The following is a 13700-nucleotide window of genomic DNA, read 5'->3' on the forward strand; positions in this document are numbered from 1 at the left end:
AAGCGGTCCCGACGGGAATCGAACCCGCGATCTCCTGCGTGACAGGCAGGCGTGATAACCGCTACACCACGGGACCAATTGCGGGGGCAGGATTTGAACCTGTGACCTTCGGGTTATGAGCCCGACGAGCTACCAGACTGCTCCACCCCGCGATGATAAAATAATGAAATGGCGGAGGAAGAGGGATTCGAACCCCCGCGCGGTGTAACCCGCCTGTCGGTTTTCAAGACCGATCCCTTCAGCCAGACTTGGGTATTCCTCCGTATGAAAAAATAAAAAATGGTGGACCTTGTAGGACTCGAACCTACGACCGGACGGTTATGAGCCGTCTGCTCTAACCAGCTGAGCTAAAGGTCCGATATATACAAAATATAGCGGCGGAGGGGATCGAACCCCCGACCTCACGGGTATGAACCGTACGCTCTAGCCAGCTGAGCTACGCCGCCGTTATTTGACTCTGTTTGGTGGATTGGTGGAGCCTAGCGGGATCGAACCGCTGACCTCCTGCGTGCAAAGCAGGCGCTCTCCCAGCTGAGCTAAGGCCCCGTTATGATCTTCATGGTCGGGAAGACAGGATTTGAACCTGCGACCCCATGGTCCCTAACCATGTGCTCTGCCAAGCTGAGCTACTTCCCGAAACAGGAATAAGCGCGCCCAAGAGGAGTCGAACCCCTAACCTTTTGATCCGTAGTCAAACGCTCTATCCAATTGAGCTATGGGCGCATTTGTCATGGTACTGATGCCGAGGACCGGAGTCGAACCGGTACGGTAGTCACCTACCGCAGGATTTTAAGTCCTGTGCGTCTGCCAATTCCGCCACCCCGGCGGGATAAAATGGAGCGGAAGACGGGATTCGAACCCGCGACCCCCACCTTGGCAAGGTGATGTTCTACCACTGAACTACTTCCGCGTATCATGTAAACAGTGCGGGTGAAGGGAGTCGAACCCCCACGCCTTACGGCGCCAGATCCTAAGTCTGGTGCGTCTGCCAATTCCGCCACACCCGCGATAAATGGTGAGCCATGCAGGATTCGAACCTGCGACCCTCTGATTAAAAGTCAGATGCTCTACCAACTGAGCTAATGGCTCATATCCGATAATGACATTACTTGTCACAAAGAGAATTATACTATATTGGGTTAAATATGTACATATCTATTTTTAGGATTCCCGGGAAGTATGATGCCGGTCACAAGCCAGTATTCCCAACCTTCCGATGGAAGCCGATTGCACCTGAATCGGAACGGCATAAAAATGGAGGATGACGGGATCGAACCGCCGACCCTCTGCTTGTAAGGCAGACGCTCTCCCAGCTGAGCTAATCCTCCGTATTATGGCCCGGCAACGTCCTACTCTCGCAGGGGGAGACCCCCAACTACCATCGGCGCTGGAAAGCTTAACTTCCGAGTTCGGGATGTGTTCGGGTGTGACCTTTCCGCCATCATCACCGGACCTGTATAATTTTGGGATGTGTTCCCTGAAAACCGGATGGGAGAAAAAACTGTAAACTGAGAACGCGTTTTTAACTTTGAAAATTGTCCAGCTCCGGTGCCTAGCCCCTCGAGGTCGAATAACCTGCCCGTCACGGAGCCAAAAGACGGCTCCATGCCGGTCAGAACATTCGCTTGTCGGGGCTAAACAAGGCACCTCCGCTTTTCTATTGTCCAGTTCCGGGCGCTATCGGCTAGTGAACTTCCCGTCCCCCTTTCCTACGATAAGTCAACATCGACTCGCCTTTAGGGCTCGTCGTGTTTCCTTTATCTCAGTCGAAAGCTCCGAAATCCGTACGCCGATGACCAAGGCGCTTCCGCTTTTCTATTGGTTAAGTCCTCGATCGATTAGTATCCGTCAGCTCCACGCGTCGCCGCGCTTCCACCCCGGACCTATCAACCTGATCATCTTTCAGGGATCTTACCAGTATAAACTGTGGGAAATCTCATCTTGAGGGGGGCTTCATGCTTAGATGCTTTCAGCACTTATCCCTTCCGCACATAGCTACCCAGCGATGCCTTTGGCAAGACAACTGGTACACCAGCGGTGCGTCCATCCCGGTCCTCTCGTACTAAGGACAGCTCCTCTCAAATTTCCTGCGCCCGCGACGGATAGGGACCGAACTGTCTCACGACGTTCTGAACCCAGCTCGCGTACCGCTTTAATGGGCGAACAGCCCAACCCTTGGGACCGACTACAGCCCCAGGATGCGATGAGCCGACATCGAGGTGCCAAACCTCCCCGTCGATGTGGACTCTTGGGGGAGATCAGCCTGTTATCCCCAGGGTAGCTTTTATCCGTTGAGCGATGGCCCTTCCATGCGGAACCACCGGATCACTAAGCCCGACTTTCGTCCCTGCTCGACTTGTAAGTCTCGCAGTCAAGCTCCCTTATGCCTTTACACTCTGCGAATGATTTCCAACCATTCTGAGGGAACCTTTGGGCGCCTCCGTTACCTTTTAGGAGGCGACCGCCCCAGTCAAACTGCCTGCCTGACACTGTCTCCCACCCCGGTAAGGGGTGCGGGTTAGAATTTCAATACAGCCAGGGTAGTATCCCACCGATGCCTCCGCCGAAGCTGGCGCTCCGGTTTCCAAGGCTCCTACCTATCCTGTACAAGCTGTACCAAAATTCAATATCAGGCTGCAGTAAAGCTCCATGGGGTCTTTCCGTCCTGTCGCGGGTAACCTGCATCTTCACAGGTACTATAATTTCACCGAGTCTCTCGTTGAGACAGTGCCCAGATCGTTACACCTTTCGTGCGGGTCAGAACTTACCTGACAAGGAATTTCGCTACCTTAGGACCGTTATAGTTACGGCCGCCGTTTACTGGGGCTTCAGTTCAGAGCTTCGCCTTACGGCTAACCCCTCTCCTTAACCTTCCAGCACCGGGCAGGTGTCAGCCCCTATACTTCGCCTTGCGGCTTCGCAGAGACCTGTGTTTTTGCTAAACAGTCGCCTGGGCCTATTCACTGCGGCTTCCCGGGGCATACACCCCAAAAAGCACCCCTTCTCCCGAAGTTACGGGGTCATTTTGCCGAGTTCCTTAACGAGAGTTCTCTCGCTCACCTTAGGATTCTCTCCTCGCCTACCTGTGTCGGTTTGCGGTACGGGCGCCTTTCACCTCACTAGAGGCTTTTCTTGGCAGTGTGGAATCAGGAACTTCGGTACTAAAATTTCCCTCGCCATCACAGCTCCGCCTTGGCGCGAAGGATTTGCCTCCGCACCGGCCTAACTGCTTGGACGCGATCAACCAGTGTCGCGCTTGCCCTATCCTCCTGCGTCCCCCCATCGTTCAAACGGTGAAGAGGCGGTACAGGAATATCAACCTGTTGTCCATCGCCTACGCCTTTCGGCCTCGGCTTAGGCCCCGACTAACCCTGAGCGGACGAGCCTTCCTCAGGAAACCTTAGGCATTCGGTGGAAGGGATTCTCACCCTTCTTTCGCTACTCATACCGGCATTCTCACTTCTAAGCGCTCCACCGGTCCTTCCGGTCCGGCTTCAACGCCCTTAGAACGCTCTCCTACCACGGACACCATACGGTGTCCATCCGCAGCTTCGGTGATACGTTTAGCCCCGGTACATTTTCGGCGCAGCGTCACTCGACCAGTGAGCTATTACGCACTCTTTGAATGATGGCTGCTTCTAAGCCAACATCCTGGTTGTCTAAGCAACGCCACATCCTTTTCCACTTAACGTATACTTTGGGACCTTAGCTGGCGGTCTGGGCTGTTTCCCTTTCGACCATGGATCTTATCACTCACAGTCTGACTCCCAAGCATAAGTTTTTGGCATTCGGAGTTTGTCTGAATTCGGTAACCCGATGAGGGCCCCTCGTCCAAACAGTGCTCTACCTCCAAAACTCTTCGCTTGAGGCTAGCCCTAAAGCTATTTCGGAGAGAACCAGCTATCTCCAAGTTCGATTGGAATTTCTCCGCTACCCACACCTCATCCCCGCACTTTTCAACGTGCGTGGGTTCGGGCCTCCAGCAAGTGTTACCTTGCCTTCACCCTGGACATGGGTAGATCACCTGGTTTCGGGTCTGCGGCCTCATACTCTTTCGCCCTGTTCAGACTCGCTTTCGCTGCGGCTCCGCTTCTTCAGCTTAACCTTGCATGAGACCGTAACTCGCCGGTTCATTCTACAAAAGGCACGCCATCACCCGTTAACGGGCTCTGACTACTTGTAGGCACACGGTTTCAGGATCTCTTTCACTCCCCTCCCGGGGTGCTTTTCACCTTTCCCTCACGGTACTGGTTCACTATCGGTCACTAGGGAGTATTTAGCCTTGGGAGATGGTCCTCCCGGATTCCGGCGGGATTCCTCGTGTCCCGCCGTACTCAGGATCCACTCGGGAGAGAACGAAGTGTCAGTTACAGGGCTTTTACCTTCTCCGGCAGGCCTTTCCAGGCCGCTTCACTTAACCTGTTCTTTTGTAACTCCCATATGAGTGTCCTACAACCCCGGAAGGCAAGCCTTCCGGTTTGGGCTGTTTCCTGTTCGCTCGCCGCTACTTGGGAAATCGCAATTGCTTTCTCTTCCTCCGGGTACTGAGATGTTTCAGTTCCCCGGGTGTGCCCTTCCTGCCCTATGGATTCAGGCAGGAATCCTGTCCGATTAAAGACAGGGGGTTTCCCCATTCGGAAATCTCCGGATCAACGCTTACGTACAGCTCCCCGGAGCATATCGGTGTTTGTACCGTCCTTCATCGGCTCCTAGTGCCAAGGCATCCACCGTGCGCCCTTTCTAACTTAACCATAAAAGGATTAAATCCAAAAATAAGCGATTCTCGGTTTACTTGGTTTGTTTCTCCTATCCGGTTTTCAAAGAACACATGTTGAAGGATTGAACCTTCAAAACTGAACAAAACGGAAACGTCAAACTTGATTTTGGAAAACGAAGTTTTCCTTTTCTGTCTAGCTCCGGGCGCTATCGGCTAGCGTATTTCTACGTCTTCTCCCTACGATAAGTCAACATCGATTCGCCTTTAAGGCTCATCGTGTTTCCTTTATCTCAGTCGAAGACTACGAAATCCGTACGCCGATGAACGAGCGCCCTACGCTTTTCCCCTTAGAAAGGAGGTGATCCAGCCGCACCTTCCGATACGGCTACCTTGTTACGACTTCACCCCAATCATCTGTCCCACCTTCGGCGGCTGGCTCCGTAAAGGTTACCTCACCGACTTCGGGTGTTACAAACTCTCGTGGTGTGACGGGCGGTGTGTACAAGGCCCGGGAACGTATTCACCGCGGCATGCTGATCCGCGATTACTAGCGATTCCGGCTTCATGCAGGCGGGTTGCAGCCTGCAATCCGAACTGGGAATGGTTTTCTGGGATTGGCTTAACCTCGCGGTCTCGCAGCCCTTTGTACCATCCATTGTAGCACGTGTGTAGCCCAGGTCATAAGGGGCATGATGATTTGACGTCATCCCCACCTTCCTCCGGTTTGTCACCGGCAGTCACCTTAGAGTGCCCAACTGAATGCTGGCAACTAAGGTCAAGGGTTGCGCTCGTTGCGGGACTTAACCCAACATCTCACGACACGAGCTGACGACAACCATGCACCACCTGTCACTCTGTCCCCCGAAGGGGAAGGCCCTGTCTCCAGGGAGGTCAGAGGATGTCAAGACCTGGTAAGGTTCTTCGCGTTGCTTCGAATTAAACCACATGCTCCACCGCTTGTGCGGGCCCCCGTCAATTCCTTTGAGTTTCAGCCTTGCGGCCGTACTCCCCAGGCGGAGTGCTTAATGCGTTAGCTGCAGCACTAAAGGGCGGAAACCCTCTAACACTTAGCACTCATCGTTTACGGCGTGGACTACCAGGGTATCTAATCCTGTTTGCTCCCCACGCTTTCGCGCCTCAGCGTCAGTTACAGACCAGAGAGCCGCCTTCGCCACTGGTGTTCCTCCACATCTCTACGCATTTCACCGCTACACGTGGAATTCCACTCTCCTCTTCTGCACTCAAGCCTCCCAGTTTCCAATGACCGCTTGCGGTTGAGCCGCAAGATTTCACATCAGACTTAAGAAGCCGCCTGCGCGCGCTTTACGCCCAATAATTCCGGACAACGCTTGCCACCTACGTATTACCGCGGCTGCTGGCACGTAGTTAGCCGTGGCTTTCTGGCCGGGTACCGTCAAGGCGCCGCCCTGTTCGAACGGCACTTGTTCTTCCCCGGCAACAGAGTTTTACGACCCGAAGGCCTTCTTCACTCACGCGGCGTTGCTCCGTCAGACTTTCGTCCATTGCGGAAGATTCCCTACTGCTGCCTCCCGTAGGAGTTTGGGCCGTGTCTCAGTCCCAATGTGGCCGATCACCCTCTCAGGTCGGCTACGCATCGTGGCCTTGGTGAGCCGTTACCCCACCAACTAGCTAATGCGCCGCGGGCCCATCTGTAAGTGACAGCAAAAGCCGTCTTTCCTTTTTCCTCCATGCGGAGGAAAAAACTATCCGGTATTAGCCCCGGTTTCCCGGCGTTATCCCGATCTTACAGGCAGGTTGCCCACGTGTTACTCACCCGTCCGCCGCTAACCTTTTAAAAGCAAGCTTTTAAAAGGTCCGCACGACTTGCATGTATTAGGCACGCCGCCAGCGTTCGTCCTGAGCCAGGATCAAACTCTCAGTAAAGATGTTTGATAAAAGCTCAAAAAGAATTTGACGTTTCGTTTTGTCCAGTTTTCAAGGAACAATCTGTGTCGCATCTTTATGACTGCGACTTTTCTATTATATCAAATGCCGGATAGCTTGTCAACGTTATGTTGCTTGCTCGCTATCGGACGAGTATTAATATATCATGTTGTGAGCATTTGTGCAATAGTTTTTTTGAAATTCGTTGGCAAATTTGAAACCTGGCGCTTCCATTTTCTTTCTGCATAAAACACGACAAACATCTCAGAGGTGGCTTTATTGCGAAAGCCTGACGGACGACTCATTACCCTTCCTATGACAGCGCGTATAGCATCTTAGGCTAATTGACTATTATCACCAACTACAGGTGCATATCGTATCATTGCATCAACTAAATCTCTGTGTTTCCGGAGTTGCATTTGCAATCATATTACGGTCATTTGCCTTATTTCTCTCGAAACAATTTGGGAGCAGGTTTAACTCGTATAGACAGGATTAACATATTCAGCCTTAATCCAACTCATTTTGCTTTGTATTCACTGAATTGAGACAGACGATAAAATGACCATGTATGCAAACCTTTCTCGTTTTTACGGCTTTTTCTTGCGTTGAAATCTTGTCCATTGAGAATCCATATTTTAACGTTTTGATGTCGTTTTCCATGCAAGCCCTCTGGTATAGAAGTTCCCAGTCCACAGTCCATCCTTGTCACAATTGCTGTCCGCAGCCATGCCACTATTGCAAGAGGTTTTGACATTTATTTTGGCGGGGGATACTTTAAAAACCCTTCCGATATAATGTCTATTTTTACTGAATGTTTCTTCCTACTTCAGATTTTTTTATAAAATATGCGATGTTTTTACTTATTTCAAAGTAAACCGCACCACCTCTCGGAAATATAGGTTTATGGTACGGCAAAAAGTGGTATATAAGTTGAGATATCTATAGATAAAAACTATGGATCCATCTAGGAGAGTGATTGTTCATGAAACCTATTGCCACACCGTTTCCACCTGTTTCGATGGGAGACATCCATGTATATGATGATATTATCCAGTATTTTAATTTCAAACAAGTAAAACAAGCGTTGCCGCACCGGCCGAAGTCGATTACCTTTGTCACAACCGGGATTATTCCTTATGACGGCGGACAGACGACGATGCTGCATTTAGGTACGGAACTCAGCAAACTTGGTTTCCAGGTTTACTATTTAAGTTATTTTTCCCAACCGCGGAAAGCGATGGAGATAAACGCTGAGTTTAATTACGCCGGGTATCAAGGTACCTGTCTTGATGTGAGCGCATTGAAGACCCATCAGTCAGATATTTGGATAGGGACACTCTGGGAATCGGTTTATGTTTTTAAAGACAAACCCGGATACAAGATGTATTTTGTTCAGGATTATGAACCTTATTTTTACCCATTTGGCGATCGGTATTATCTTGCGAAGAAGACCTATGAATTAGGATTACATATGGTTTCGCTCGGACCTTGGTGTGCCGAGATGATTGAAAAAGAATGCCGGGTGCAAAGTCCGCTTGATGTGATCCGTTTTCCGGTTGACATGGAACAATATCCCTTCCACCCGAGAAACTTCCTGGATTATAAGAAAAAAAAGGAATTCAGAATTGCAGTCTATACAAAATGGGATAGCCCACGAAGAGCACCGATCAGTATTCAGATTGTTCTCAATAACTTTCTTAAGCTTTGCCAAAAACACGGATATCAGCTGGATATTGTTTATTTCGGCACCGATCAATCCGCACAATTTATTAACGGGAAGAATCTTGGCCAGCTGACGAAAAAAGAATTGCACGAGCTGTATCTGAAATCGGATTTTGGCATTGCACCATCGATGACCAATTTTTCTCTTGTGCCCTATGAAATGATGAGCAGCGGTTTGCCGGTTATCGATTTCTATGAAGGTACGGGCCGAAGCTTCATGCCAGAGAATTGTGCTTTATTTTGTCATCTTGATGAGCAAAGTCTTTTCCAAACCTTCCAAAATGCGATCAGCCATCCAGGGCATATCGCGGAAACGGTTAAGAACGCACAGGCGCATTTGAACACCGTTACTTGGAAGGAAACGATCAAAGATTTTATCAATGTAATAAACGCTATTCAATCCAAAAACAGGATTGTTTCTTGACAAAAGTTTTATATCTTTTTCCAGGGGCTCTTTTTTGATGGGGAAAACTTCTATTGAGGAGGATGAATCCTTCTTACGATGATCCCACCTCCTTTCCCCCGCAATCCCCCTGATCCTCAAAGGATACTTGACAATAAGATCTGTCTCATTTTATCCTTTCTTGACACTGTAGGATGGAGAAAAGCCCGCTAAAATTTGTACACTTCTTCAAATGAAACACATATTTGATTTTCGAGGCAGAAGTGATGTCATTCATCTTAAAGGTACCCTCCTCTCTGGTTTAGTTTGTCAAACCAAATACCAGAGGTTCGGGGGTACCCATTTATTTTAAGCTTCTGCTTTACTTGGGGAATTCAGGTTTACAACTCTCTGACAACGTTCCATCACAAAGGGATCATGAGACACGATTACAATGGTTTTTCCATTGTGATTTAACTGAGATAAAATATCCAAAACTGTATTTCTATTGGTTTGATCCAAAGATCCAGTTGGCTCATCTGCAAGGATAAAATCACAATCCTTCATTATTAATCTTGCTAAGGCAAGTCGTTGCTGCTCCCCACCAGACAAATGATATACCTTTTTATTTAACGATACATCTAATTGTAATTTCTCCAACAATTGTGTTTTGCTATTTTTATCCCACCGTTTTTTATCCACGCATGCGAGGTCAAGGTTGTAATTAACTGATTTATCATCAATTAATGCGAAGTTCTGAAATAAGAAACCTATTTTATGCCGTAGCAATTTTTGAGCGGTGTGCGAATTGGGTTTAACATTTTGTTTTCCAAATACATTTATCGTCCCAGAATCAGGGCGTTCTAGCAGACCCATCATATTCAATAATGTCGATTTACCCGTTCCGCTATTCCCGGCTATACAAAGGAAATCGCCTTGGTTTATAAGAATATTAAAATTTTCAAAAACTATTTTATCCCCAAAGCTTTTATAGATATTTTGCATTTCACAAATCACCATATTAGACACCTTCTTTCAGGACCTGTACTGTATTTTTTCTTTCAAAATAGATAATGATTAAAATAACTAACCCTAGCTCAATTAATACTTTTACAATAAATATATTGAAAAAATTTGAATCGATTAAAAAGATTCCACCTATGAATTCAAGTATATCGGTAAGGAGTAGAAGTAATAGTACCTTTTTATACTTTTCAACAAATGTATGGCCAAATGCCTTTTTTAAAAAGAACTCAAACTTATTCCGTTCAAATTGTAAATAGATGTTTTGAAGCAAAAGTATTGTTAATATTAAAAACATGAATAATAAAATGTAACCTATTATCTTGGCTTCCGAATGTAAATCATTAATTTCACTTAGGATTACCTCGTTTGATTTGACAAGATACGGAAGATTATCATCCAATTTAAACTCCTGTAACTTTGGAAGCAATTGCTTATAGGTTCGCTCCGAATCACTGTTTATTAATTTGATAAACAATGTTTGATTACCGCTAGAGGTGTAATGGATATCTGGTACTAAAGCATTTCCTTCAGTCATAACTTGGATAATTGGATCAACAATATTATTATTATTATTTGGCATAACATCGGGATTCATTGAAAATATTTTTTGACCGGATTTCATGTATATAAAATCAATTTTTGTACTTTTGGCTTTATCTGCTTGATGATAAAAATCCCTATGTAATTTATACATTTCCTCTCTAAATGATGTAAAATAATCAAGGTTAAAATCTTCTTTTTTCTTGTATTGTTCTGGCACAAGAATAACGGTATGCTCATTTTCTTCATTAATCACAATCTTGTTTCCTTCTGTATCAAGAATCGGATACTTGTTTAAATAATTGGGATTCACCTCGATATACTTGATAATATTAAGACGTGCGTTTAATTTTAAGCTATCTTCCGTATATAAATCGGAATCGATATATATAGCATGAAACTTCTGATTAAGATACGAATACAATTTATATGCCGGAATATCAAGTGGATATTTACCTTCCCTGATAACATCGGAATCATTTCCAGTCTTTACTGGATAAAATACTCCATAGTTATGAAATTCCGACCAGTGATGAAGACTGTTTTGTTTTTGATTAATTTGGGTTAAGTTCGTAAGTAAGTTGACAGCCATTATTAAAATTGTAATCGAAACGACTACCTTAAATATACCATTTAAAATTGCAATTATACCAATTGGTTTTTTCCCTTTAATAGAGCTAGCTATTCGAATGTTTTTGGCATAAAGAAAACATAAACTGGTCAATACAACAATCAGTATGACATATATAATAAAATTTGTTATATAGACCTTTTTGACAAACGCAAAGTTATTATCTTTAATCAAAAACATCCATGGAATAATTATAAGACTGCTAGCTAAAAAAACCTTCGTAAAAAATTGAATAAAAATCTTTAAGGAGATGGATTTAATCGTATAACCATTAAGTCTCATCACCGATATTTCTTTTGTTCGGGATATTAAATAAAATAAAAAGGTAAGGATCATGATTGCTACAAAAAAGATAGCTATCATCTTCGTATCCATCGCATTGTTGATTTCTGTCTTTGTTGATCTCGTTATATTTGTATACATTTCCGGTCTGAAATAATTTTTACCTATTGCTTTATTCACATAACTCACGTAATCATGAATAAATTTATTGTATTGTTCTTCTGATGCTGCCTCTAATTTGTAAAGACCCGAGTATTTATAATTGGCTGTTATGTTATCCAATACATGGATGGAATAGCTGTTTTTCCCTCCAAAATTCTTTATAACACCTACTTGGTCTTTGGATGCGGTTTTATCAGTAGAAATAAACCTATCAGGGTTCATCATATCTTTTATTGTTAAACCACGACCGTTTACAATCTTCATTTTATCAAATAAGCGTGTATCTGTTGACAAAAATAAATAAGCCTTGGTGTATGTTTTTTCTTTTTTATCGTCGTAATAAGATACGGTGCGAATAATATTCACTTTGTTCTTTTTTGCGGCTTTTTTTAATAATGTTAGTCGCTGCGGATTCGCATTCACAACATCTTCTGGTATCTCGAAGTTATAAGTATAGTCCCCCGATGGATCAACTAATTTTTGATAGCTTTCTGCCTGATAAGAATAATAATTTGATAGAGCTAGTGTTATAAACATGATAAAACTAAATATCGTTAAGAAGCGTTTCAAATTATATCCTCCTCTCAACTCTAGTTCAATCGGAGCGATAGTTAAAGTTAAAGCGTTCTACACTCTCATTTAATGCCATTTTTTGTCTTCAAGGAGTTCTTTCAGCTAAATACCCGTGTGCCTTACTGTTATCTACCGTTCAATAATAAAATATTTCCCAGCTGGGTTTCTTTTCGAAGCAGCTCTCGAGACCGTTTCGTTACTTCACCCCGCGTTTTTATTTGACATCTTTTTATTAAGATAGCATCATGACCACCCATATATTACCAACGTTTATTCATCGTCACGGATTCAGGCTTACCAATAATGGCCTTTTTCTTTTCCTGTGCGGTAAATCCATACACCCCAAGCAATGACCATCAAAAAATTGTAAGCCTTAAGCCAAGGGGGGACGGGGTCAAGGATCATAATAATAATGAAACCTGTCATGCTCAAAATCAAAAGAATTACTAAAAAAACTTGATTTTTCTTGCTCATTTTCAATCATCCCTTTTCCATGAAAGTTGAAATTCCAATGATGCTTGGTATCTGCCACGCGGATTTTTTTCTTTATGACTGCTCCCTTCCCCCTTACATTCGCCAGCCAGGGTTGCACAGGTCATCCCCAAAACAGCCGTTCGTTGCTGCAAGTGTATCGGTTGTAGGCCGAGTACCCGGCACGGTATAATATTTTTATATACGAAACTTTCTTGTGGTTTATTTTTTTCCTTTATCATGGGGTGCATATTAAAGCGATTCAACGCTCACCAGTGCAGCGGAGATTTAAGCGTTCCGAGGCTAACGAGCCGGTTCGCTTTTTTCGTTCAGCCTGACAGCGCGGCGGTGTTCGGCATGATCCCGGGCCAAAAAATAGGCAATGCTTAGCAAAATGATGATCCCGCCAACTGCCTGGAACCAGGAAATTTTTTCTCCGAAAAGCAAATAGGCCAAAATAGCTGCGCCTACCGGTTCAAATAAGATCGCGACAGAAACAACCGATGCACTGATCCATTTGACAACCCAGCTAAAAACAGAGTGCCCGGCAAGCGTTGGCAAGACGGCCAGGAGGAGAAAACAGATCCAGTTGCGGGCGGAATACGGGTAAAAAGCTTCTCCGGCAAAAAGCACATAGAAAAACAGTACAACCGTTGACGCGAGGTAGACGACAAATGTATATGGAACCACATCCGCCCTTTTCCGCACGTACTGGCCGATCATCATATAAGCTGTAACAAAAAGGCAGGAAATGAGCGCCAGAACATCGCCGTAGAGTGCTTTTCCGCTGATAAAAAAATCGCCCCAGCTGATCAGGATGCTCCCGAAAATAGAAAATGCAGCACAAACAATCGCCTTAAGAGAGAGCGATTCCCGAAAAATAAAATAGCTGCCGGCAAATGTAAAAACCGGTTGCAATGTTACAAGGACAGTCGAGCTGGCAACCGATGTCAAGTTCAGCGATTCAAACCATAAAATAAAATGGAAAGCGAGCAATGCCCCGGAAAGGATGGAAAAGAGCAAATCTTTTTTCAGCATGCGCATTGTCGCTTTCTTTCTGGCAGCCAGAAAGATTGGCAGCATGATGATGGTGGTAAAGAATAACCGGTAAAAAGCAATCACACCGGCATCCGCCGTGCTGTACTTTACCAAAATGGCGGAGGATGTGACAGCAAGTACACCCGCAATTAAAGCAATATAAGGATTCAATTTTGAATTCTCCTTTTTTTGATTATTTATTTTTATTTTATAGCGCAGAAGCGGCATTGAACAGCTTTTTTATAAGG

General features: G+C 45.3%; 5 protein-coding genes, 13 tRNA genes, 3 rRNA genes and 1 pseudogene. 1 reads left to right on the forward strand and 21 read right to left on the reverse strand.

The window, feature by feature from the left end; translation table 11 throughout:
• Window positions 1-3 precede the first annotated feature (3 nt).
• From NSS95_RS10925 to NSS95_RS16995, 17 genes and pseudogenes are all read right to left on the reverse strand, one after another.
• Window positions 4-76, reverse strand: a tRNA-Asp gene (locus tag NSS95_RS10925).
• A gap of 2 nt (window positions 77-78) precedes the next feature.
• Window positions 79-152, reverse strand: a tRNA-Met gene (locus NSS95_RS10930).
• Between the two features lie 17 nt (window positions 153-169).
• Window positions 170-262: transfer RNA gene (locus tag NSS95_RS10935), tRNA-Ser, on the reverse strand.
• Between the two features lie 18 nt (window positions 263-280).
• Window positions 281-357: transfer RNA gene (locus NSS95_RS10940), tRNA-Ile, on the reverse strand.
• A 15-nt stretch (window positions 358-372) separates the two neighbouring features.
• Window positions 373-446 (reverse strand) — tRNA-Met (locus tag NSS95_RS10945).
• 24 nt (window positions 447-470) lie between these two features.
• A tRNA-Ala gene (locus NSS95_RS10950) sits at window positions 471-546 on the reverse strand.
• Between the two features lie 13 nt (window positions 547-559).
• Window positions 560-636, reverse strand: a tRNA-Pro gene (locus NSS95_RS10955).
• 13 nt (window positions 637-649) lie between these two features.
• Window positions 650-723 (reverse strand) — tRNA-Arg (locus NSS95_RS10960).
• A gap of 17 nt (window positions 724-740) precedes the next feature.
• A tRNA-Leu gene (locus NSS95_RS10965) sits at window positions 741-826 on the reverse strand.
• Window positions 827-835: 9 nt separating this feature from the next.
• Window positions 836-910: transfer RNA gene (locus NSS95_RS10970), tRNA-Gly, on the reverse strand.
• Window positions 911-925: 15 nt separating this feature from the next.
• Window positions 926-1007: transfer RNA gene (locus NSS95_RS10975), tRNA-Leu, on the reverse strand.
• Between the two features lie 6 nt (window positions 1008-1013).
• Window positions 1014-1089 (reverse strand) — tRNA-Lys (locus tag NSS95_RS10980).
• A gap of 166 nt (window positions 1090-1255) precedes the next feature.
• Window positions 1256-1328, reverse strand: a tRNA-Val gene (locus NSS95_RS10985).
• 8 nt (window positions 1329-1336) lie between these two features.
• Window positions 1337-1452: ribosomal RNA gene (gene rrf, locus NSS95_RS10990) — 5S ribosomal RNA — on the reverse strand.
• A gap of 366 nt (window positions 1453-1818) precedes the next feature.
• Window positions 1819-4751 (reverse strand): 23S ribosomal RNA (locus tag NSS95_RS10995).
• 317 nt (window positions 4752-5068) lie between these two features.
• Window positions 5069-6622 (reverse strand): 16S ribosomal RNA (locus tag NSS95_RS11000).
• The 16S, 23S and 5S rRNA genes sit together here with 13 tRNA genes alongside, the layout of an rRNA operon.
• Before the next feature lie 335 nt (window positions 6623-6957).
• Window positions 6958-7229: pseudogene (locus NSS95_RS16995) on the reverse strand (zinc ribbon domain-containing protein); the annotation flags it as partial.
• A 552-nt stretch (window positions 7230-7781) separates the two neighbouring features.
• Between NSS95_RS16995 and NSS95_RS11005 the strand changes: the two are divergent.
• Window positions 7782-8771: a glycosyltransferase family 1 protein gene (locus NSS95_RS11005; protein WP_233896581.1), complete on the forward strand. Its 990-nt coding sequence runs from the start codon at window positions 7782-7784 to the stop codon at window positions 8769-8771.
• Between the two features lie 327 nt (window positions 8772-9098).
• Here the strand turns inward: NSS95_RS11005 and NSS95_RS11010 are convergent, their stop codons facing one another.
• From NSS95_RS11010 to NSS95_RS11025, 4 genes are all read right to left on the reverse strand, one after another.
• Complete coding sequence (locus NSS95_RS11010; protein ID WP_199772176.1) at window positions 9099-9746, reverse strand: putative bacteriocin export ABC transporter; 648 nt, start codon at window positions 9744-9746, stop codon at window positions 9099-9101.
• Between the two features lie 4 nt (window positions 9747-9750).
• Window positions 9751-11940 (reverse strand): DUF1430 domain-containing protein, encoded by a 2190-nt coding sequence (locus NSS95_RS11015; protein ID WP_061577720.1) that lies wholly within the window; start codon window positions 11938-11940, stop codon window positions 9751-9753.
• A gap of 297 nt (window positions 11941-12237) precedes the next feature.
• On the reverse strand, window positions 12238-12417 hold the full coding sequence (locus tag NSS95_RS11020) for a hypothetical protein (RefSeq protein WP_035191149.1): 180 nt from the start codon (window positions 12415-12417) through the stop codon (window positions 12238-12240).
• Window positions 12418-12717: 300 nt separating this feature from the next.
• Window positions 12718-13623, reverse strand: coding sequence for a DMT family transporter (locus NSS95_RS11025; RefSeq protein WP_046721934.1), 906 nt, complete (start codon window positions 13621-13623; stop codon window positions 12718-12720).
• Window positions 13624-13700 lie beyond the last annotated feature (77 nt).

Source organism: Weizmannia sp. FSL K6-3076, assembly GCF_038007245.1.
Lineage (GTDB): Bacteria > Bacillota > Bacilli > Bacillales > Bacillaceae_C > Weizmannia > Weizmannia faecalis.

Excerpts from the sequence above, each read along its gene's own strand:
- NSS95_RS11005 (WP_233896581.1), top strand. The coding sequence starts at position 7,782 with ATGCTGCATTTAGGTACGGAACTCAGCAAACTTGGTTTCCAGGTTTAC.
- NSS95_RS11020 (WP_035191149.1), bottom strand. The coding sequence starts at position 12,417 with ATGAGCAAGAAAAATCAAGTTTTTTTAGTAATTCTTTTGATTTTGAGC.